26 protein-coding genes are annotated in these 21934 nt (G+C 31.6%); 17 read left to right on the plus strand and 9 right to left on the minus strand.

Annotation, left to right across the window (positions count from 1 at the left end; all coding sequences use genetic code 11):
• Positions 1-3: 3 nt before the first annotated feature.
• The 3 genes from dnaK to J4418_00745 form a co-directional block, all read right to left on the minus strand.
• Positions 4-1899, minus strand: coding sequence for a molecular chaperone DnaK (gene dnaK / locus J4418_00735; protein ID MBS3112596.1), 1896 nt, complete (start codon positions 1897-1899; stop codon positions 4-6).
• A 135-nt stretch (positions 1900-2034) separates the two neighbouring features.
• On the minus strand, positions 2035-2424 hold the full coding sequence (locus tag J4418_00740; GenBank protein ID MBS3112597.1) for a DUF3467 domain-containing protein: 390 nt from the start codon (positions 2422-2424) through the stop codon (positions 2035-2037).
• A 10-nt stretch (positions 2425-2434) separates the two neighbouring features.
• On the minus strand, positions 2435-2941 hold the full coding sequence (locus tag J4418_00745; protein ID MBS3112598.1) for a nucleotide exchange factor GrpE: 507 nt from the start codon (positions 2939-2941) through the stop codon (positions 2435-2437).
• 112 nt (positions 2942-3053) lie between these two features.
• Between J4418_00745 and J4418_00750 the strand changes: the two genes are divergently transcribed.
• The 4 genes from J4418_00750 to J4418_00765 all read left to right on the plus strand — a co-directional run bounded on the left by J4418_00750 (position 3054) and on the right by J4418_00765 (position 5036).
• A complete protein-coding gene (locus J4418_00750; protein ID MBS3112599.1) occupies positions 3054-3491 on the plus strand; it encodes a winged helix-turn-helix transcriptional regulator in 438 nt (145 codons plus the stop codon).
• A 113-nt stretch (positions 3492-3604) separates the two neighbouring features.
• The gene (locus J4418_00755; protein ID MBS3112600.1) at positions 3605-3967 is read left to right on the plus strand and encodes a hypothetical protein; all 363 of its coding nucleotides are present in this window, start codon (positions 3605-3607) and stop codon (positions 3965-3967) included.
• Between the two features lie 98 nt (positions 3968-4065).
• Positions 4066-4605 carry a nucleotidyltransferase domain-containing protein gene (locus J4418_00760; protein ID MBS3112601.1) on the plus strand — a complete coding sequence of 180 codons (540 nt, stop codon included), beginning with the start codon at positions 4066-4068 and terminating at the stop codon, positions 4603-4605.
• The gene (locus tag J4418_00765; GenBank protein MBS3112602.1) at positions 4605-5036 is read left to right on the plus strand and encodes a HEPN domain-containing protein; all 432 of its coding nucleotides are present in this window, start codon (positions 4605-4607) and stop codon (positions 5034-5036) included. The genes J4418_00760 and J4418_00765 overlap by 1 nt, the downstream gene beginning before the upstream one ends.
• Before the next feature lie 332 nt (positions 5037-5368).
• Here the strand turns inward: J4418_00765 and J4418_00770 are convergent, their stop codons facing one another.
• Positions 5369-6376 (minus strand): Fic family protein, encoded by a 1008-nt coding sequence (locus J4418_00770; GenBank protein MBS3112603.1) that lies wholly within the window; start codon positions 6374-6376, stop codon positions 5369-5371.
• Between the two features lie 385 nt (positions 6377-6761).
• On the opposite strand from J4418_00770, the gene J4418_00775 reads away from it, so the two are divergent.
• The 8 genes from J4418_00775 (at position 6762) to J4418_00810 (ending at position 11088) form a co-directional block, all read left to right on the plus strand.
• Positions 6762-7178: a nucleotidyltransferase domain-containing protein gene (locus J4418_00775; protein MBS3112604.1), complete on the plus strand. Its 417-nt coding sequence runs from the start codon at positions 6762-6764 to the stop codon at positions 7176-7178.
• On the plus strand, positions 7175-7399 hold the full coding sequence (locus J4418_00780; protein ID MBS3112605.1) for a hypothetical protein: 225 nt from the start codon (positions 7175-7177) through the stop codon (positions 7397-7399). Before J4418_00775 ends, J4418_00780 begins: the two co-directional genes overlap by 4 nt.
• Entirely contained in the window at positions 7390-7617 is a 228-nt protein-coding gene (locus tag J4418_00785) for a hypothetical protein (protein ID MBS3112606.1), read from the plus strand. Before J4418_00780 ends, J4418_00785 begins: the two co-directional genes overlap by 10 nt.
• A gap of 173 nt (positions 7618-7790) precedes the next feature.
• On the plus strand, positions 7791-8462 hold the full coding sequence (locus tag J4418_00790; GenBank protein ID MBS3112607.1) for a (Fe-S)-binding protein: 672 nt from the start codon (positions 7791-7793) through the stop codon (positions 8460-8462).
• Positions 8459-9610: an FAD-binding oxidoreductase gene (locus tag J4418_00795; GenBank protein ID MBS3112608.1), complete on the plus strand. Its 1152-nt coding sequence runs from the start codon at positions 8459-8461 to the stop codon at positions 9608-9610. The genes J4418_00790 and J4418_00795 overlap by 4 nt, the downstream gene beginning before the upstream one ends.
• Entirely contained in the window at positions 9607-9912 is a 306-nt protein-coding gene (locus J4418_00800; protein ID MBS3112609.1) for a (Fe-S)-binding protein, read from the plus strand. Before J4418_00795 ends, J4418_00800 begins: the two co-directional genes overlap by 4 nt.
• A gap of 109 nt (positions 9913-10021) precedes the next feature.
• The gene (locus J4418_00805) at positions 10022-10192 is read left to right on the plus strand and encodes a hypothetical protein (GenBank protein ID MBS3112610.1); all 171 of its coding nucleotides are present in this window, start codon (positions 10022-10024) and stop codon (positions 10190-10192) included.
• Entirely contained in the window at positions 10189-11088 is a 900-nt protein-coding gene (locus J4418_00810; GenBank protein ID MBS3112611.1) for an S-methyl-5-thioribose-1-phosphate isomerase, read from the plus strand. The genes J4418_00805 and J4418_00810 overlap by 4 nt, the downstream gene beginning before the upstream one ends.
• Here J4418_00810 and J4418_00815 read toward each other — a convergent pair.
• Positions 11081-11491, minus strand: coding sequence for a Holliday junction resolvase (locus J4418_00815; GenBank protein ID MBS3112612.1), 411 nt, complete (start codon positions 11489-11491; stop codon positions 11081-11083). The two genes, J4418_00810 and J4418_00815, sit on opposite strands and share 8 nt — an antisense overlap.
• Positions 11492-11531: 40 nt before the next feature.
• Complete coding sequence (rnz, locus tag J4418_00820; GenBank protein ID MBS3112613.1) at positions 11532-12431, minus strand: ribonuclease Z; 900 nt, start codon at positions 12429-12431, stop codon at positions 11532-11534.
• Between the two features lie 251 nt (positions 12432-12682).
• On the opposite strand from rnz, the gene endA reads away from it, so the two are divergent.
• The 4 genes from endA to J4418_00840 all read left to right on the plus strand — a co-directional run bounded on the left by endA (position 12683) and on the right by J4418_00840 (position 16555).
• Entirely contained in the window at positions 12683-13213 is a 531-nt protein-coding gene (endA, locus tag J4418_00825) for a tRNA-intron lyase (protein ID MBS3112614.1), read from the plus strand.
• Between the two features lie 209 nt (positions 13214-13422).
• Entirely contained in the window at positions 13423-14418 is a 996-nt protein-coding gene (locus tag J4418_00830; GenBank protein ID MBS3112615.1) for a hypothetical protein, read from the plus strand.
• Positions 14419-14443: 25 nt separating this feature from the next.
• On the plus strand, positions 14444-15466 hold the full coding sequence (gene fen / locus J4418_00835; GenBank protein MBS3112616.1) for a flap endonuclease-1: 1023 nt from the start codon (positions 14444-14446) through the stop codon (positions 15464-15466).
• A 39-nt stretch (positions 15467-15505) separates the two neighbouring features.
• Entirely contained in the window at positions 15506-16555 is a 1050-nt protein-coding gene (locus J4418_00840) for a class I SAM-dependent methyltransferase family protein (protein MBS3112617.1), read from the plus strand.
• Between the two features lie 125 nt (positions 16556-16680).
• Here J4418_00840 and J4418_00845 read toward each other — a convergent pair whose 3' ends face one another.
• Positions 16681-17253 carry an RlmE family RNA methyltransferase gene (locus tag J4418_00845; protein ID MBS3112618.1) on the minus strand — a complete coding sequence of 191 codons (573 nt, stop codon included), beginning with the start codon at positions 17251-17253 and terminating at the stop codon, positions 16681-16683.
• A gap of 55 nt (positions 17254-17308) precedes the next feature.
• On the opposite strand from J4418_00845, the gene J4418_00850 reads away from it, so the two are divergent.
• Positions 17309-17875, plus strand: a complete 567-nt coding sequence (locus J4418_00850) for a hypothetical protein (GenBank protein ID MBS3112619.1) — start codon at positions 17309-17311, stop codon at positions 17873-17875.
• A gap of 9 nt (positions 17876-17884) precedes the next feature.
• Here the strand turns inward: J4418_00850 and J4418_00855 are convergent, their stop codons facing one another.
• Together J4418_00855 and topA are read right to left on the minus strand one after the other, a co-directional pair.
• On the minus strand, positions 17885-19018 hold the full coding sequence (locus tag J4418_00855) for an AAA family ATPase (protein ID MBS3112620.1): 1134 nt from the start codon (positions 19016-19018) through the stop codon (positions 17885-17887).
• Between the two features lie 348 nt (positions 19019-19366).
• Positions 19367-21625, minus strand: a complete 2259-nt coding sequence (gene topA / locus J4418_00860) for a DNA topoisomerase I (protein ID MBS3112621.1) — start codon at positions 21623-21625, stop codon at positions 19367-19369.
• Positions 21626-21934: the final 309 nt, after the last annotated feature.

The raw sequence follows: 21934 nt of genomic DNA on the forward strand, positions 1-21934 counted from the left end.
CTATTAAGCTTTACCTTTTTTATCATTTTTAACTTTGAAATCTGCATCAACAACTTTTTCGCCTTTCTTTTCACTAAAAGCTTTGCTTCTGCGCCCAGAACCCTGTTCTTGGGCTTTAGATTCAGATTTAGTTTCGGCATCTTTTTTAGCATGTTGTTCCTGAGCAACTTTTTCGTACATTTGAGTTGCAGCTTCTTGTAAAGGTTTTTGGACTTCTTCAAGTTTTTTCTTAATAGCCTCCACATTCTTTTCTTTGGCTTCCATTAACTTCTTTAGTTCCACAATGCCTTTCTTAGCTTCATCAAGTTTAGCTTGGTCAGCCTTCCCTTCCATGTCTTTCAAAGTTTTTTCTGATGTGTAAATTAAAGCGTCAGCCTGATTAACAACTTCAACTTCTTCTCTTCTTCTAACATCGGTTTCAATGTTAGCTTCAGCTTCTTTTCTCATCTTCTCAATTTCTTCCTTTGAAAGATTTGAAGATGCAGTAATTGTAATGTTTTGTTGTTTACCGGTTCCAAGATCTTTTGCAGATACATTTACGATGCCATTTGCATCAATATCAAAGGTAACTTCAATCTGTGGTATCCCTCTTGGTGCTGGAGCAATTCCAACTAACTCAAATCTGCCTAATGTTTTATTATCAGCTGACATTGCCCTGTCTCCCTGCAATACATGAATACTTACAGCGGGTTGATTATCTGCGGCAGTTGAAAATACCTGTGACTTCTTTGATGGAATTGTAGTGTTTCTTTCAATTAACTTTGTAAAAACACCCCCCAAAGTCTCAATTCCCAAATCAAGAGGTGTAACATCAAGTAATAAAACATCTTTAACATCTCCCCCTAAAATACCCGCTTGAATAGCTGCGCCTACTGCAACAGCTTCATCGGGATTAACAGATTTATCTCCTTCCTTGCCGGTTATCTCTTTTACAATAATTTGTACTGCGGGAATTCTTGTTGAACCTCCAACTAATAATACCTTATAGCCATCACTTGATTCTAAACCAGCATCTTTCAATGCTTTTTCTGTTGGAGCTTTTAATTTTTCAAGAATTTCTGAGATTAAATCTTCAAATTTAGCCCTGCTCAATTCAGTATTAAGATGCTTAGGACCAGACTGATCAGCTGTAATAAAAGGCAAACTAATTGAAGCATTGACTTTTGTGCTTAATTCAATCTTAGCTTTTTCAGCAGCTTCCTTTAATCTTTGCAATGCTACTTTGTCTTCTCTTAAATCTACGCCATGAGACTTTTTAAATTCCGTTGCTAACCAGTCAATCAAAGCATCATCAATATCATCACCACCTAAATGGTTATTGCCTGAAGTTGCCTTAACTTCAAAAACACCTTCGCTTATTTCCAAAACAGATACATCAAATGTACCCCCACCAAAATCAAATACTAAAATAGTCTGATCCTGAGTTTTATCTAAACCATAAGCCAGCGCAGCAGCGGTTGGCTCATTAACAATTCTTTTAACATTCAAACCCGCAATTGCACCTGCGTCTTTTGTAGCTTGTCTTTGCGCATCATTAAAATATGCCGGTACAGTAATAACTGCGTCAGTAATTTTAGTTCCTAAATAAGCTTCAGCATCTGTTTTTAATTTTTGTAAAATCATAGCTGAAATCTCTTGGGGAGTGTACTCCTTACCCTCAATAATTACTTTGTGATTAGTGCCCATGTATCTCTTAATGCTCCTGACGGTGTTTTCAGGATGAACGATTGCCTGATTCCTTGCTACTTGACCAACAACTCTTTCACCGTTTTTAATACTAACAACACTAGGTGTAGTCCTAGCACCTTCTGCATTAGCAATAATTGTAGGTTTTCCGCCTTCCATTACAGCAACAGCTGAAAATGTAGTTCCTAAATCAATTCCTATTGTTTTTGCCATTTTTTTCTTGCCTCCATGTGAGTTTATTATCTTAAATTCAGAATCACTAAAATACAAAAACTTCGAACACAAGTTCAGAGGTTTTTGTCATTTTAATTTCTTCCTTATGAATTCTTATCTTCTCATTGTAATTAATTAACCGAGATACCTAGGAAATTCTCCAGTTTTACCCTCATTCCCTGAATTCTCACTCTTTAATTTTGGTTTTTCCTTTCGAGTCTCCTTTTCCATTTGTTTTATTGCTTTGGATTTCTCAATTTTACCAAACCTTTTTTCATATTTTTGGACCATGCCTGCCAATACTTCAGCTACTTGTTTTGCATGATAAGGTTCAAGCATTACGATATTATGTTTTAACTGCATAACTCTTGACCCATCATTTGTTCTAGGATCTATTCTTGGCGTTACACATCTAAAGTCAAATATGAATTGTGATGGATTAAAATTAATTGACATATCATGGCTAAAAAATGGTTCACCTTCTACAATTGAAAATTTAATTTGTTGTTCTTTTTGTTCTGTCATATTTTTACCTTTAATCTTTTTTACCTATTTTTACTTTTACGGGCCTTAAGACCTTATCATTAAGCTTGTAGCCTTTTTGCAGTTCTTCAAGTACAATATTGTCCTTATCAGATTTTTCCTGCAATAAAGCTTCATGTAAATATGGATTAAACTCTTTATCTTTGGCATCAATTTTCTTTAAACCGATATCTTCTAATATTTTTACCATTTGTTCATGAATCATTGCAATGCCCGCAATAAAATCATCATTTAAGCATTTGTTCTGTAATGCTAAATCAAAATTATCAATAATTGGTAAAAGTTTAAACATTAAGCTTGAATTTGCAAATTTCATAAATTCTTGCTTTTCATTATCAGTGCGTTTTTTGTAATTTTCAAATTCTGCTTGAACTCTTTGTAATGTTAGTATCAAATCTTTTTTTTCAAAATCTGATTTTTCCTGTAATTCCTTTAACAGCTTTTGCATATCTTCAACTGGAGTTTTTAGTTCAGCAGGATTATCTTTTTTTTGTTTCATTTTAAGCACCGTTGTTGAGTTTAGCTCAACTATGTTGAATTGGATATACCGACTTGTATATAAACTTTTCGGCAAAAGTATTTATATTGATTCAAGTATATTGATTTTAGCCATGATAATCAAACACGAAGAAATCCATTCCGGACCGCTTATAGAACATAAGATTACTATTATTAGTATGCATAAGCCGAGGATTGCAGATATTAATCAAGAACTTCAGTGGTTTGGCACATCATTAGGACTATTTAATTTGAGGGATAAAGACAAATCTTGTTTTAGGCTGTTTATTGAGTTATTAAAAGCCACAAAAATGCAAAATCCAGTTAGCTCAGATGAACTTGCAGTAAGAACTGGTTTAACAAGAGGAACTGTGGTGCATCACTTGAATAAATTGATAGACGCAGGGATTATTATCACAACCAGAAATAAATACGTATTAAGAGCAGATACGCTTAAAGGGCTTGTTGAAGAGCTCAAAAAAGACATGGATGATTCTTTTGAAAACCTTGTTGAGATAGGGGATATTATAGACAATAAGCTGGGTTTGTAAAATTAGGGACCATCAACCCACAAACTTTATATACTATTTCTACTGTAAATAAATAACTAATCCTAAAATTAGCAAATCCAATTAACAAAATAAAAAATAAAGGTGATATTAAAATGTTTAATAAAAACAACAAAGGTCAAGGTCTTTCTATTAATACAATCATTCTGGCTGCATTGGCAGTAGTTGTACTGGTTGTGCTCATTGCGATATTTACGGGCAGATTGGGAATGTTTAGTAGTGTACTTAGTTCAACTAATGCCGAAAAAACTAAAGATTCTGCATTAAATAGTTGTATTCCTATGGATAAATATTATCAAAATATAGAAATTGCACAAATTGAATATAACAAAGATGAAAGTACAAGAGAAAATTTAGACAAAGAGATCCAATTAAAGAATGATGAACTTGCAAAGTGTAAAGGAAATAATATAGTAAATGCTTGTGCTTCAAGTAAGTGTCAATGGGTAGGTAACTAAACTCATTCCTTTTTCTTTTTTATTCTTTCTAATACACTAATTCTGTAATAAAATCGTAAAGCTTAAATATAAACTTAACTTTACAAGTATAAACTAAAATGGATACATATAAACTTGACTTTACTATACTAGAACTAGAGATATTTACTTATCTAAGTATTAGAACCGGAGAAATGTTTAGCCAGAGAGATATTGCAAAAGCGCTTAAAGTATCTCCAACAGCAGTTTCAAATGCGATAAAGAATCTTACAATAAAAGATTTAGTAAAATTAAACAAAACAAAAACAATCAATTTTATATCATTTAACAGAGATAACCATAAAGCGATTGAGCTTAAAAAAGTTGAAAATCTAAAACAGATTTATATTTCAGGATTTTCGGATTTTTTGGAAGAAAAACTTGCAGGATCCACAATAATATTATTTGGTTCCTACTCTAGAGGGGAAGACACAAAAACATCAGATATAGATATAGCCATAATTGGAAGAAAAGAAAAAACGCTTAGTCTAGAAAAGTTTGAAAAAACTCTCAATAGAAAGATAAATTTAAATTTTTATGATTCGTTAAGGGGGATACACAAACATTTAAAAAATAACATATTAAATGGCATTATAATACATGGTAGTGTTGAACTATAATGGTTATAAAAATATTTAAAGAATACATTAATGAAGGAACCATCCGACAAATTTCACCAGATAAGGAAAGAGCACAAGATTTATTTCTCGAATCCGAAAGAAAGTTCAATCTTTTAGAAGAAACCATACAAAAGATGGACATACGTGATGATAATGCAAATGATTATGTTGAATATTGTTACAACATAATAATGTTCTTAATAAGAGCAAAAATGCTGGAAAAAGGTTATATAAGTTCAGGACAAGGAGCTCATGAAGCAGAAGTAGCTTTTGCAAGAAATTTTAAATTAAATGATTCAGAGGTTCGACTTTTAAACCAACTAAGATATTTCAGGAATGGTATTCTTTACTATGGCAAAAGGTTTGATAAAGAATATGCAGAAAAGATTATTAAATTTACACACAAGATATACCAATTGATTAAAAAATAGTATATTAGTTTCTTTTCTTCGTTCTAAATTTTTTAGGGTTTGAAAGTGTCATATTTCTTAATACTTCAAAAACATATCAACGCAATGTATGTAAAAAATCAGATGCAAAAAGTTAGCTTCACTTCCGTGACGACTAATCGCTTCGCTTATCTAACAAGCTGGCTTGTTTTTTCATTATATATGAATAGCCGAACCGAAGCTAACTTTTGATAGGCAGACTTTCTACGTACAACGCAATTATCAAACTCACAACTAAACTAAATTAATCGCGATAAATTAAATATAGAATATTTTTACCCTTTATTTTACCTAACTAGATATTAAAGGGTAAACTAAAGAAATAAACGCCAATAATTGCTTACAAATTCATTGGCAATAAATTCAACAAGTTCTTTGTATTTTACAACATCAAAATCATCAATAGTAAGCTTATCTGCTTGATTAAGAGCAGAAAGATATTTTGCTCTTGTTTTTTGGCTTATTATAATTGGAGGATAACCATGACTCAAAAATATATAATTCATCAAGATTCTGCCTGTTCTTCCATTTCCATCCATAAAAGGATGAATTTTTTCAAATTTATGATGAAATATTGCAGCAAGAACAAGTGGGTGTAATTTTGATTTATAATCACTATAACGCTTCAAAAGCATTTTCATATCAGCAAACACATAAGGTGAAGGAGTTGATTCAAATTGAGACTTAAATACCCTCACGTCTGTAGTTCTATAACCTATCCTGCTATCAATATTTTTTAAAAGTGACTGATGAATTTCACAAATAAATTCATGATTAATATCTTTAGGAAGATTTTCAAAAAGATTCAAAAATACAGTTTCAGTATTTTGCAAATCATATACTTCTCTTAGAGTCTTATCCTTTGGAGTTAAATGTTCTAAAAATAGTTTTTTTGCCTCACGCAAAGTAATTGTATTTCCTTCTATAGATGCAGTATTAAATGCAAATTCAATAACAAAATTTTTTATTATTTCAGCTTTAGTCTCTTTATCCAATTTTTCAAAAACACTATGCCAATGGAGCTTGCATGCCTCAATATTTTCCAGCAAATGTTTTGACAGATATGAGTTTGATTTAAACTTCATTGACTTTACTTTTTCAATAAACCTGTTTGATTCGATAAATCGGTTTAAAGTTTTATATGCCTTTCTAATATCTGAAGAATATTTCGCAGGCATTTTTGAAAGTTTTTCTTTAACTTCATCAATATTTAAACCCAAATAAACAATATCTTTAGTTACGAGACGTTTTCCTTGTTTTAAAGAAGCTCTCAAATAGTAATAGGATCTTCCCCCTTTAATTTTTACATAAATATATACCATTATATTCAAAAATTTAAACAACTATATAAACTTACCCTTTATTTTTCAATATTTTTATTTAAAGGGTAAACATCAATTTGATACTAAACTAACTCTATGCAACATGCCAATTTGTACGTGATAGCTAACGTCAATTCGTGAAGTTATCTATCCACATTCTATGTAAGCTTAACTTACATTATATTAGAATCATAACAACCCCTGAATTTACATTTCACCGAAAATTATATAAAATTGAGTTAATGTCAGTTAACTATGGTAAATATATAAACTCAAGTTAACAGGTTTGCAACAAGAAATACTAAGACTTCTATTCATTAAATCGGGCAAGTCCCTAAATCAATTACAAATTGCCCGTTTTTTAAAAGTCAGCCAACCAGCAATTATGAAATCCTTACCCAAATTAGGACAAGAAGAATATATTAAGTCTTCTCAAGATAAAGAAACTAAAAGATGGTCAATTGGATTAAACCGAAATAATCCCCAAATTATGCAATTAAAAAAAATTGACAATTTGAGATTAATTTACGAATCAAATCTGGCAGATTATTTAGAAGAAAAATTTGCTGAAACAACAATTATCTTATTTGGAAGTTACTCAAGAGGAGAAGATATAATCAATTCTGATATTGATATTGCAATAATTGGTAGAAAAGATAAATTGATTGACTTATCGAGTTATGAAAACATTTTAGAACGAAAAATCAATATAAATTGTTATGACTCATTGAAAAATATAAATAAACACTTAAAAGAAAATTTATTCAATGGCATTTTACTTGCAGGCGGGTTTGAGATATGAAAGCGATACTAAATTTTGGAGAATTTATAAAAGAAAATATTGTTAAAATACAAAGCGTTGACAGTTCAAGGGCAAATTTTCTCATCCATGAATCTATAAATAGTTATAATAATCTTAAAGAAAAAATTGAAAAAATAAAACTAACAGATAACAATGCAAATAATTTCATAAAATCAGGTTACGATATAATTATGGAAATAATTCGAGCAAAATGCTTCTAAAAGGTTATAATGCATCAGGTTTTAGTGCGCATAAAGCAGAAGTATCATATATGAGACTTCTTAAATTCAATGAAAAAGATGTGCAATTTGCAAATCAGTTAAGATATTTCAGAAACGGAATGTTATATTATGGGACTAGTTTAGATAAAGAATATGCAAAAGAAGTAATAAAATTTACAAAAAAGGTTTATAATACTCCCAAGATTGACAATCTCTAAAACCCATTATCAATTATTCTTATTTTATAATACAATTCACAAACCAATAATCTATATTAATAGTCAAAAGCACTAATTTCTATACAAGCTTTTGACTGCGGAATGAACGCCAGTCATAAACAGGTAGAAAGACAGCATTATATTCCAATTAAAATTATAGGTGATAGTATAAAATGGGTTTAATTTCAACAGTAAAAACATTATTTGTAGGTAAAACCTTATTCTACCCCGGTTGCGTTACAAAATATAAGTTAAAAGAAATCAAAAACAATTATCTTGACATCCTGAATGAATTAGGATATAAAGTAGTAACATTGGAAGATGAGTTATGTTGCGGACTGCCGGCATTAAACATGGGCTATAATGAAGACTTTGAAAGGCTAAGGCATGAAAACATTAAACTGTTTGAAAAGCACCATATTAAAAATATTATCACAAACTGTCCGGCTTGCGCATCAATGTTCAAAGAAAACTATAACATACCTACGCAACACGTTACTGAAGTCATCCCTGAACAAGACATTACTGAAGATAGGGGCGAAGTTTCATACCACGACCCTTGCCATTTGGCCAGAAAATGTAATTCTACTGAACAGCCAAGAAAACTTATCAAAAGTTTAGGTTTTAAAATAAAAGATAACCTTAACCAGGGCAAAGAAACCAGTTGTTGCGGTACAGGACACATTGACTTTGATAAGCCCTTATGTAAACAAATAGCTGAAAAAAGGTTAAAAGATTTCAGTACAAGAAGAATTATCACTACCTGCCCACTTTGTTACAAACACTTGAAAGATGGCGTAGAAGAAAATGAAATTATTGAATTAAGTGAAGTGATTATGAAATGAAACTTATAGAAAAATTGTCTGAAATTGTTGGTGAAAAAAACGTTTCAACAAAATCAGATGATTTAAAAAGTTACGCAACCGACGCTTCACAATTAGAAGGAATAGCCGAAGCAATCGTCTGGCCAACAGAAATTCAGCAGATTAGACAAATAATCCGTTTAGCTAACATTAGAAATTTTAACATTGTGCCCAGAGGAGCTGGAACTTCTTTAGAAGGCGGTACAATACCTCAAAATTCAGTAATTCTCGATCTTAATAAACTTGATAAGATTAAAACCTTGCACAGAGATGAACATTATGTTGTCGTTGAACCGGGAGTCACTCTAAAAAGATTAAACGAAGTGCTTTCAAATTACAATTTATTTTTCCCAATTATCCCTAGTTCATTTAAAGTGTGTACTATCGGGGGAATGGTTGCCAATAACAGTTTTGGCAACTACTCTTACCGATTCGGTAGAACAGCCGACTGGGTAATAGAACTTGAAATACTTGACGGTTCAGGTAAATTAATCACAATAAAAGACCCGGCTAAAATCACCGGTACTGAAGGCGTAATGGCAATTATTACATGCATAAAATTAAAGCTTGTCAAACCTTTTAAAACTATATCAAATAACATCTTCACTTTTAACAACGCAAGTGACATGTTAGAAAAAATTAAAGAACTAGAATCCGACGATTCAGTATTATCAATGCATTATCAAAGCAAAACATGTTCAATGCTATTAAAAGAACCTGAATCGCATAAATTATTAGTTGAATACAGTTTAGAACTGAAAGGCGAAGCCGGAACTTTACAAAATCAACGAAATATCTTATTAAAAACATTGCATAAGACAAAGCACCACATTGTAAAAAATGTTCTGATTCCAAAACCATCTATTCCATTATTTTTAAAATTTATGCGGCAAAACAAGATTGCAGCAACCGGGCACATTTCAAACGGAATTTTCCAATTATATTTTACCAACATGCAAAAAAAAAGAGTGCATGAAACAATAGAACACATTAAACATTTGCAGGGCTTACCGTTAAATATTGGCATTTCTAATAAAAACTTTATTTCTGAAACAAAAAAAGAAGAAATGTTGAATCTTAAGAAGATTTATGATCCTGCGCATATCTTAAACAGGGGTAAAATAATATGAGTTTCCAAAAATGCAACACCTGCGGACTATGCAAAGCAATTTGTCCTGTTTATAACATAACCAAAAACGAAACTAAAAGTCCAAGGTCAAAACTAGTCCTGATTAAAGAAAATTTACTGAGCGAACAATTTCACGAATGTTTAATGTGCGATTCATGTAAACATGAATGCCCTTCAGAAATTGACATTCCAAAAGAAGTTAAAAAGGTTAGGACTGTTTTAGTCAATACATTTCAAGAATCTGATGAAGGCAAAGTAATTATGAAAAATCTAAGAGACAAAGGCAATATTTACGGAATTTAACTTATTCTTAAGAAACATTTATATACATTAAAATAGATTATTTTAAGATAAAGAGAGGTAATGGAAATTTTAAACTAATTTTCTGACCTCTTAAAAAAAAGGTGATTGCATGGCATTTACTATGGAAGAAATAAGTCTGTACATAATTCTGGGAATTTTATTTGCGATAGCTTATAGTTTAAAAAGAATTTTTTTATTAGAAACACAGATTGCAAACATTGACAAAAATATTCAAAACATGATAAAACCTAAAAAGATAATAAAACCTAAGAAAAGATGAATCTGCAAAAAGTTGTTAAGGATATCAAGACATTAAAAATACAAGGAGCAACTAATATTGCATTAGCTGGCTCAAAAGCTCTTAATTTAGTAGCGCAAAATTCTCAGCAAAAAACTAAAAAAGATTTCCTTAAAGAAATTAATAATGCCCAATTTTTACTTGTTAACGCAAGAGTAACCGAACCTAAGCTTAAAAATAGTTTAAAATACATTCTTCTAAAACTCAGATCAAGAACAGTACCGGAATTAAAAGAACAAATTAAACAAAAAAGTGAATACGTGCTAAAACATTTAACAGAAAGTAAAGATTATATTGGCCATATTGGTTCATTAAAAATTAAAAATAACATGATAATCTTTACGCATTGCCATTCATCCACTGTTATCAAAATCCTAAAATATGCAAAAACTAAACATAGAAGATTCTATGTCCACAATACTGAATCCAGACCATTATATCAAGGCAGAATTACTGCAAAAGAACTAGCCAAAGCAAAAATTCCGATTCAACACTATGTTGATTCTGCAGCTATAGAAGCATTAAAAAATGCAGATATTATGTTAATTGGAGCAGATGCAATCACGGCAAATGGTGATATCGTGAATAAAATAGGTTCAAGATTATTTGCAGAAACAGCTGAGCGTTATAATGTTAAGATTTACGCTTGCACAGATTCATGGTCATATGACCCGGAAACAAAACATCACAAAGAAAAAATTGAACAACGTGATCCTTCAGAGGTATGGAAACACCCCCCTAAACACGTAAAAATTATTAATCCTGCATTTGAAGTCATTCCGGCTAAACTTGTTGATGGAATTATTTCAGAACTAGGCTTTTACAAACCAGAACATTTTCTGCATAAAGTAAAAAGAAACTATCCTTGGCTCAGATGAGCCGTTGTTGTTTAAATAACCCTATTAACTCATCAAATACTAACCCTTTTTGTTTTGCAATTGCAAACGTAGCGCTAAACCCGTTAGGACTTTTATTTAAATCTTCAATATTCAAGAAATACCACTGATCATTATCAAAACGTATACCTATCCATGGTTCAACTCCAAACTTTTGAGAAAACTCTTGCAGTTCTAAAATTTCAGTACGCTTAAAATATTTTTTTCTTTCATGAATAGCCTTACATTCAATTGCTAATCGGCGTATGCCATTCCCTGCCAAAACATCTGGTGAAGGATAACTCATCGAACCAGAACCTGCAACTCTAACACCTGCCCAGCCTACCCCCCAAAACATATGAACTAATTCACGTTCAGCGTTCGTACCCTTCTGTTTAACTTTCACAAAAAGAATAATGTATAATAAGTTAAAATAGATTATTGTGCTACAGATTAAGTTTCATATAATCATCCGCGCATATGACATTATCAAAATACATTGCCGCGTCATCTTGCAATGGCAAACTATTTTTATACCTTTGAGAAAAATGTGTTAACACAAGCTTTTTAACACCCGCTTTATTCGCTAACAGTGCTGCATCTTTAGAAGTCATATGTTTATACTTTTCACCTTTTTCAGCAAGTTCACTTGTATATACTGCTTCAGAAATTAAAATATCCGCATCTTTTGCAAGTTTGATTGCGTTAGTACAAAGTGCAGTATCTAAAATACATGAAACTTTTTTACCTTCAACAACAAATGTAGCATTTTTTACATTAACCTTTTTACCTTTATAAACGATAGATTTGCCTTCCTGCAATTTCCTTAAGTGCGGCCCATCAAGAATATTATTTTTCTTTAAATATTCGGTATTTACTTTTAATTTATTTTTTTCAATAAATGAATAACCTAAACAGGGAATGCCATGATCAAGTAAAGCGCATTCCAAAATAAAATCTTCATTTTCAAAAAAGGTTTTTATGCTTTGGGGGTTTAACTCAACTATTTTTAAACCAATTTTCACATCAAAATAACACGATTTCAATAAATGCGACATATACTTCTTTGTACCATTCGGTCCATAAATTTCAACTACCGACAAATTATCTTCATTACCCAAAGTTTGAATTAATCCAATCAAACCGCCAATATGATCCCCATGCCAGTGGCTAACTAAAATTTTGGTAATCTTGGTTCTTTTAATGCCAGTAATATTCATTTGTCTCTGCGTCCCTTCACCGCAATCAAATAAAATTCCCTCAGATTTATAACTAAGAAAAATACCCGATACATTCCTTTCTTTTGTCGGTACCATTGAAGAAGTACCTAAAAATGTTAGTTCCATTTTATTCGTAATTGGTGAACTTGAGTTCGCCATGTTTTCCCCGGGCTTTTATTAAAAGGCCGGTACCTAAAAATGTTAGTTCCATTTTATTCACGACTGATAAGCTTTATGCTCACCTTATTTTGATCAAGCTTTTTTAAAAGGTTATATTAATCCACTAATAATAACAAATTAAAATGAAATTTATAAACTTAACTAAATATAGCTTGTAATAGTTACATTTATAAAGCAATTTTCATACCTTTCTTAATATGAGTAAAAAAGAAATTATTAAAGCAACTTTCATGAATGAAAGAGTATTAACTGAAAATACGGATTTAGCAAGAGAACTCTATAATCAAGGCTCATATGGTTCAATTGTTGACAATAAAGTACAACTTTCATTGGTTGAAGCTCTTTATCTTATGGAAAAAAAAAGAGTTGAAGTTATGAATGGTAGGAACAAAGAATTTGATGTTGCAAAGTTCATTAAAAGATCGCAAAAAATTGAAAAAACTTTTTGGATAAGATACTGCGTTTATAAGGACATGAGAGACAGAGGATATGTGATTAAACCAGCTTTAAAATTTGGAGCAGATTTCGCTGTCTACGATAGAGGCATTAAACCTGGAGAAGACCATGCAAAATGGATTGTTTACCCTGTGCATGAAGGAACTTCATTAACATGGTACGAGTTTGCTGCAAAAAACAGGGTTGCACATTCTACTAAAAAAAGACTTTTGATTGGTATTGTGGGCGACAGAGACGTTACTTATTATGAAATTAGGTGGGTCAGGCCTTAGAAATTCTATTTATTTAATTTAATTTTAATATTGATCATATAAACCATTTGTTTCATTAAAATATATAAATTTACATTATCATAACTTTGGATTTAATTCTGAAAATTAATTACTTTATAAAGAAACAAATTAATGCCCGATTAAAATAAACCAAATTTAATCTTTACAGTTTCGAAATCCTTATATAACTATCAAACCTAATTCTCATGATGATTACACAAGAACAAATTCTCGATTTTGTACGACTTAAAGGACCTGTTTTACCAATACATATTGCGCGAGAAACAAAACTTAGCATGCTTTTTGCAGGCGCATATTTAGCTGAGCTTACTTCAAGCAAAAAAGTCCTAATCTCTAAACTGGTAGTTGGTACGTCACCTCTTTATTATGTGGCTGGACAAGAAGCAAAATTACAAAATTATTCTAAATATTTAGAAAATAAGGAACAGGAAGCGTTAAATCTTTTAAGAGAAACTCAGATTTTGAAAGACAAACTGCTTGAACCGGTTGTCAGAGTAGCTTTAAGAAATATCCCTGATTTCGCTATACCGGTGAAAGTAAATCTAAAAACCGATTCAGAGCTTTTCTGGAAATGGTACCTTATACCAAACAATGATGCAGAAATAATGATAAGAGATTTTATTAACCAAAAAATGGAGGAAGAAAAAACCATAAACGCCGGGCTTTTGCAGCAGATACCTGAACCGAAACAAGAAATCATTGAAAAAAAATCTGAAATTCAACAAAAAAAAATAGAATTAATACAAGAACCAAACCCCGTTGAAAAGTCACAAAAAATAATTAAGAAAAAACAGTTAAAGACTAAAAAAGTTGTGCAAAAAGAATTAATTGAAAGAGCAACTAAGCCAATTCAAGACAATATAGATGTTAATGACCCATTATTTGATAAGGTAAAAATAAGTTTTGATGAAAAAAGCATTATCATCAATAGTTGTGAAATTATAACTGCAGGAAAAGAACTTCAACTTGTTATAATAATTCCCACCATGATTGGAAATTTGCCCTATTTTTGTAAAGTCAAAAGAAAGGTTAGAAGTACTGAAAACGATTTATTTGAAACAATGCTTGCTGCGCAAAAAAAAGGTTTACCTGGACTGTTTGTTTCAACCGGCACAATTAACAAAAAAGGTAAAGACCTCTTAAATTCTCAATCAGCCACTATTCAATTTTTAAGCATAAAATAATTATCCTTTCATATTAATATTAAAAATGGGCACAAAAATATTTGAACTAATATCTAAGAAAGACATTGAAATAAGCGAACTAAATAATAAGATCATTGTTGTTGACGCTTCGCTGTACCTCTACCAATTTCTTGCAACAATTAGGCAGGCAGATGGTTCATTATTGACAGATTCTAAAGGACAAGTAACAAGCCACCTGGTCGGATTATTTGCAAGAACTACAAGCTTAATGGAACAAGGTTTAAAATTAGCATTTTGTTTTGATGGTAAACCCCCTGCGCTAAAATCACGAGAACGTGAAAGAAGAAAAGATATCAAGATTAAAGCGCAAACCGAATATGAAGTTGCAAAAAAACGTGAGGATATTGAACTTATGAAAAAATATGCCGCCAGAACTTCTAAAATAACTCCTGAAATGATGCAAGAATCTAAAGATTTACTTACCGCCCTCGGCTTACCGGTAATACAGTCCCCTTCTGAAGGAGAAGCCCAAGCAGCATATATGGTCAAAAATAAAGATGCTTATGCTGTAAGCACAAATGACGCAGATTCATTGTTATTCGGCGCACCAAAACTCATTAAAAATTTATCTATAAGTCAAAAGAAAAAAATACATGGTAAGTCTGCCTATTCGTCAGCAAAACCCCAGCTTATTGAACTAGAATCAGTACTCAAAGAACTAAGTATTAACCAGGATCAGCTAATTACGCTTGCAATACTAGTGGGAACAGATTATAACTATGGCGGAATTAAAGGCATAGGCCACAAAACTGCTTTAAAACTTGTTAAAGAATATAAATCTGATTTTAAAACATTATTTGAAAAAATAGAATGGGATAAATTCTACAATTTTAGCTGGAAAGAAATATTTGACACAATTAAAAATATGCCTGTGGAAAAAAAATATGAACTTAAATGGGATTTGCCAAACATTAAAAAAATTAAAGAAATTTTATGCGAAAGACATGATTTTGCTGAAGCCAATATTGACAATAAGCTTGCAAAAATCAAGAGTAAGTCTCAACAAGGATTAAATAAATTCTTTTAACCACAAACTTATTAAACCAATTTAATTATTCTAAAAGAAATGATAGTATTAGAAGTTCCACTTAAAACAACTGAAAAAGTAAAAAAAACATTAATCGCAAAAGAATTGATTGACCATAATTATAAACCGCTTAAAGATAATAATTTCTTTTATTTCCCGCTTAAAAAAGCAGTTAAAATTCCCAACACCAGATTGATTGACAAAAAACTAGAACCCTTCCAAAAAAAAGAAACTAGCCTTAAAGAAAGATTAAAATATTATCTTACTAAAGAAGAATTAAAACTATTAAAAACCAGTTATGATATTATTGGCTCTATTGCAGTTATTGAAATACCCCCTGAGCTTGAACCAAAAGAAACTATCATTGCCGAAGAACTGTTAAAACTTAATCCGAGCCTTAAAACCGTTGTCAAAAAAAAGAATATCCATCACGGCACTTTCAGAACTCAACAAACCGGGCATCTCGCAGGTAAAAAAAATAAAACTTCGATATATAAAGAAAATGGCATAAAATTAAAAGTTAACCTTGACAAAACTTATTTTTCAATACGCCTGGGAACAGAAAGAAAACGTATTGCTAAACAAGTGAAGGTTGGAGAAAATATTTTAGTAATGTTTTCAGGCGTAGCTCCATATCCTTGTATATTAGCAAAAACTACAAAAGCAAATTCAATAGTCGGTATAGAAATAAACCCGTATGCCCACAAACTGGGGCAAGAAAATATAAAACTGAACAAAATAACAAATGTAACCCTAATCAATGATAATGTAAAAAAAGCCGTGCCCAGACTGAAACTAATCTTTGACAGAATCTTAATGCCCCTTCCAAAAACTGCCGATGAATTCTTAAGCACTGCATTACAAGCATCAAAACAAGGCACAATTATACATTTCTACGATTTTCTGAATGAAAACAAATTCAAAGAAGCATGTGCCAAAATCAAAGATACTTGTAAAAAAGCAAACTTAAACTGCAAAATTCTTAAAACTGTCAAATGCGGACAGCATGCGCCAAAAGTTTATAGGATTTGTGTAGATTTTAAAATAGTCAATCGAAACCCGACACCGCCAGTTACCGCTTCGTTATAGACTAATAACATACTCATCTTATTTTGTCGGGTTTCTCATACCCTCATTTTCCACTCACTAAATAATTAAAAGATAAACCACCTGTGAAACACACTCGTAGAAAATGAGATTTTAAAATATCTATTTTATACCCTTATAACCTTATATCCGATACACACATAAAAAACTTCTTTACTTTTCTTTTTAGATCCTTCGGGCTTAGAGGTTTTGACAAGTTTAAATTCTTTTCGTAACTCGCGCAAAAAATCATCTCCTTCTTTACTTTGAAAAATTTTACATAAGAAATTGCCATTACCTCTTAATACATGAGTAGCAATAAACCATGCGCGTTCACAAAGCACTAAACTACTTTCTTGATCAACAAAAGTTTGTCCCGTAGTTTTAGGCGCCATATCAGAAATTATAACATCAAACTTAGACTTATACTTTTGAATCTCCTTAACAATATCTTCATCCATCACGTTTTTTTTAAGAAAATATGCGCCTTTAACATCTTCAACATCAGAAATATCGACTCCAAGCACATATCTGCAAAACCTTGACAAATACTGCATCCATGAACCTGGTGAAGCCCCTAAATCTAGAACACTATCAGTAGGTTTAACAAATTGATATTTTTTAACAATATCTTTCAATTTAAATACAGACCTTGCCCTGTATCCTTGAGCTTTCGCCCGTTTGGTAAAATGATCTTGCATAATATAGATAAAATCACATGAATCTATAAAAGGTTTTCTAGTAATAAAACAAAATATGGCCAAAATATCATACCTCAAATTAATTATGGTTTTACTAACCCTATTTTTCATATGGAAAGGCATCAAAGAATTTTATAGTCAAAATCCTGAACTATTATTTGACAACTTCCTAACAATAGCCTTACTTTTGATATTGCTGTTTCAATACAGCAAATGGAAATTTAACAAATTGTCAGTAATAATTGCATTATCAGCATTAGGACTGCATCACGCTAAATTGTATGGCACATTTTTTTATTCAATTCCATTTGACAGGATAATGCATTTTGTAGGGACGTTTGCATTGGCTTTAATCATTTATCAGATGATAAAACCTTCACAAAAAAATGTATTTACTACTGCACTTATCACAATTTTAATTACAATGGGCCTGGGCACGATAATTGAACATCAAGAATTTATAGGATATTCAATCATTGGAGAAGGTGAAGGTATTCTGGGCTATGGCGCAGGCGACTGGGGAGAATGGAACAATATTTCTTGGGATTTAATATATAATACTTTGGGCGCGATTGTTGCAGCACTATTATCTCTGCTAAGCTATAAAAATATTGAAAAATAAAAAATCTAATTAACCTAGTACTTTCATAAAATCAGTTTCTTCTTCTTCACATTTAACTTTGGTTACGGCGCTAAAAAAATCTTCTTTTCCAACTTTGCCCCGATTATCACGAATAGCGAAATATCCTGCTTCAGTACATACAGATTTAATCTCTGCGCCTGAAAATCCATTCATTAACATCGCAATTTCGGCAAGATCCACAGACTTATGTAATTTGATATTCTTTGCATGAATCTTTAATATTTCATATACCCCAGCATCATCTGGATTAGGAACCTCAATTAACCTGTCAAGTCTTCCTGGACGAAGAATTGCCGGATCAAGAATATCCATCCTATTGGTGCACCCTATAACTTTCACATTACCTAAATTTTTAAACCCGTCAAGTTCAGCTAAAAACTGCATAAATGTTCTTTGTACTTCTCTTTCCCCGGAGGTACCAAGCTCAACCCTCGTAGCAGCTAATGCATCAATTTCATCAATAAATATAATTGTTGGTGCTTTCTCTTTTGCTAACTGAAATATTTCTTTCACAAGCTTAGCTCCTTCACCAATAAACTTTTGCACTAATTCAGAACCCACAATTTCAATAAATGTTGAATTTGTACTTGCAGCAACTGCTTTAGCAAGTAAAGTTTTCCCTGTTCCGGGAGGGCCATAAAGTAATATTCCTTTAGGCGGCGTTATACCTATTTTCTTAAAAAGCTCAGGTTTTAACAACGGCAATTCAATAACTTCTTTAACTTCTCTTACTTCATTATATAATCCCCCAACTTCATCCCACGAAGTTGTTGGTTTTTCCATAATAACAAATTTTTCTACATTAAACTTTTTATTATTGTCAAGCTTGCTTATAACAGTTAAATTCTTTTGCTCAACTAAAACCGAATCACCAGATAAAAGTTTGGGGCAATCAGATGCAATATTGACATGAAACATATTGCCGTTAGGAATTTTAATAACTGCATTGCTGCCGTTAATCTCCCTAATTTCACAAACCATTAAAGGATTTTGTCTATATCTATCTAATTCATTTTTCAACTGAGAAACAGTTTCTCGTAAAATTCTGTTTTCTTGTTCTAACTGATTAGTTTCAGCAGTATATGTATACATGATTTTTGAAATTTCATCTTGAGTTGTCATATTGCCAGCCTTGATTTAGTATATTAAAAGAGATGTATTTTTAAATGTTTCTTATAATTCTTAAAATTTATTAAAATAATCTATAAATGATTATTTTCTGAATATATAACAAATATCCCATCATTAAGATAAAAACCAAATAATATTAATAAAAATTTATTTAAAATCTCATTTTCCACCAGTGTCTTTCACTGAAAGTTTATCTTTTAATTATTTAACTAATGGAAAATAGGGCCTTAGAAACCAGACAAAGCGAAACAAACATATTATCATAAATAAAGCGGTGACTGGCGGTGTCGGGTTTAGATTAACAATTAAACATATGCCTTAATTAAAATAACATTGCAATTACTTTTTCTTTTTCACAGGCTTATTTTTGGTTTTCTCAAGTCCTTCTTTCTTATCTACAGTTGAAAGACGTTCCGTATATTTACATTGAGGATATTTACTGCATCCTAAAAATTGCCCATAAATGCTTGACCTTAAAACCAGCTCACCAACACATTTAGGACATTTCTTTTTAAAGGCTCCTGACAAAATATTTTTAGCTTCTTGACTTGCTTCGACAGATAATTTTTTAGTTGGGCAATCGGGATTAATGCAAGCCTCCCTTGGCCTTTTGCCTTTATTAATTACTAGGATTAAAGGATAATTGCATTCTTTACACTTTTTATCCGTAGGTTGTACTAGCCCAAAACTTGGAACTGAAAAGGTAACCTTGCATTCCGGATATTTTGAACACGCAATAAACTGCCCATATTTGCCTCTTTTCATCTGAAGCTCCCCTTTACACGACGGACATTCTCCAACAAATGCAGCCTGCTGCATACTTTCACGGTTAGCAGAAAGCAATTCTTTTCCAATATTATTTTTATTTTTATTAAATTGTTCAAATATTTTTAGTAAAACTTTTTTAGCTTGGTCAAGTATCTTTTTTTGATTGCTTTTTTTTTCACGTATTTTTTCCATATCAGTTTCAAAGTCTCTAGTTAATTCTTCATCAACAATTGTAGGACAGTATTTGGAAAGTGTATCAACCATCCTTATACCAAGTAAAGTTGCTTCTAAAGATTTACCCACCACATAACCTCTTTGTACAAGCGTATCAATTATACTGGCCCTAGTAGATTTAGTGCCCAGATTCCTTTTCTCCAGTTCTTTTATTATAGAACTCTCAGTATAACGTTTAGGTGGCAAAGTTTCTTTGTCCAGTTTTTCAATCTTTTTAACTTGAACCTTATCACCCTCATGCAATTTAGGCAACTCTTCTTCTTTAAATATTGCAAATCTTCCATATAACACATGCCAGCCTTTTTCCAGAGTTGTTGTGCCTTTTGCTATAAACATTTCTTTATTACAGTCAATTGTAAATTTCAATGTTTCCCTTAATGCAGCTTCACCAAACACCGCTAAAAATCTCCTTACGATCAAATCATATAAATTTTGATTTGGACCGGTTATGGCTTTAGGAACAATACCCGTTGGAAAAATGGCCGGATGCGCGGCATCATTCTTAGGGCCTTCATTCGGTTTTAAAGTTTTTAAACTTAATAACATTTTAATCTCTTTTGAATAACCAGATTGTTTAGATAAATCTGATAATATTTTTTTATAACCAATTGCAACTGGCAATTTCTGAGATGATGTTCTAGGATATGAAATATACCCCGAAATATACAAATTTTGAGCAACTGACAATGTTTGTTTAGGGCTTATATGTAACAACCTATAAGCTTCAACTTGTAACGAAGTTAAATCGAACGGGAAGGGGGGATTTTGATTAAACTTTTTAGATTCAACTTTAGAAACTATTGCGGTTTTAATACCCTTAACTTTCTTCATAACGTTATCTGCTTCTTTCTCGTCCCAAAATATATCTTTTTCATGTAATGCAGTAAGATCTTTTTGCGCATGGCCTAATAAGGAAATTTCCCAATATGGCTCAGACTTAAACGATTGGATCTGTTTTTCTTTATCAACAATTAATTTTAATGCCGGACCTTGAACACGCCCAGTTGACATTACTTTGAAAGCGCCTGCTGATTTAATAGAATCAGTTAATGCTCTGCTAAGGTTTATACCGAAAAACCAATCTAACATATGCCTAGTTTCACCTGCTTCAGCTTGTGGCCAATCGATATGCGGTGAAGCGGTTTCATAAGCCTTAACAAGATCCGGTTTAGTCTGTGTAGAAAATTTCATACGTTTCGCATCTTCTTGACCGGCAGCATATCTTACAACATTCAAACCTATAACTTCCCCTTCAACATCATAATCGCATGCAACAATAAATGTTTTAGCCTTTTTTGAAAGTTTTTTTATAATATTAATGAACTTATTAGTATTAGATAAAGATTTGTCAATCTCAGAGGTCGGTACCCATTCAATATCAAATATTGGGTATGTCCACTTCTTCTTTTGATCTTTTTGGGCTAAACCATATAAATGGCCAATTGCAGAAACAACAACAATATCTGTTTTACCGCGCGTAACTTCATAATAAGAAACCCCTTTATCATTTCGTAATATTGGCTTACCGTCTGCCAGAGCATTAGCCATATTTTTTGCAGCAGAAGGTTTTTCACAAATAATTAATTCATATGACATAAAATTAGTAAAGAAAGAAGCCTTTTAAAAAGGTTTCGTATAAATAACGTCCTTGTTTAATCAAGAAATAAAGTAACATTTTTTGTAGTATTTAAAAGACTAAACACTGCATACATATAATGGGCGCTGTCCAGAGTCATTCAGATTTAGCTATAACTGCAAAAACGTTCTTGGCTACTTTATGTTTCAAATTATATACTAATATACAGACAATGAACTTTCTGGACAGCGCCATATAATGACAAATTATATAAACATAATAAGCGATTAACTCAATTGATATACCAATATTATAAGAGAGGAAATTTT

The organism is Candidatus Woesearchaeota archaeon (genome assembly GCA_018303425.1).
Lineage (GTDB): Archaea > Nanobdellota > Nanobdellia > Woesearchaeales > JAGVYF01 > JAGVYF01.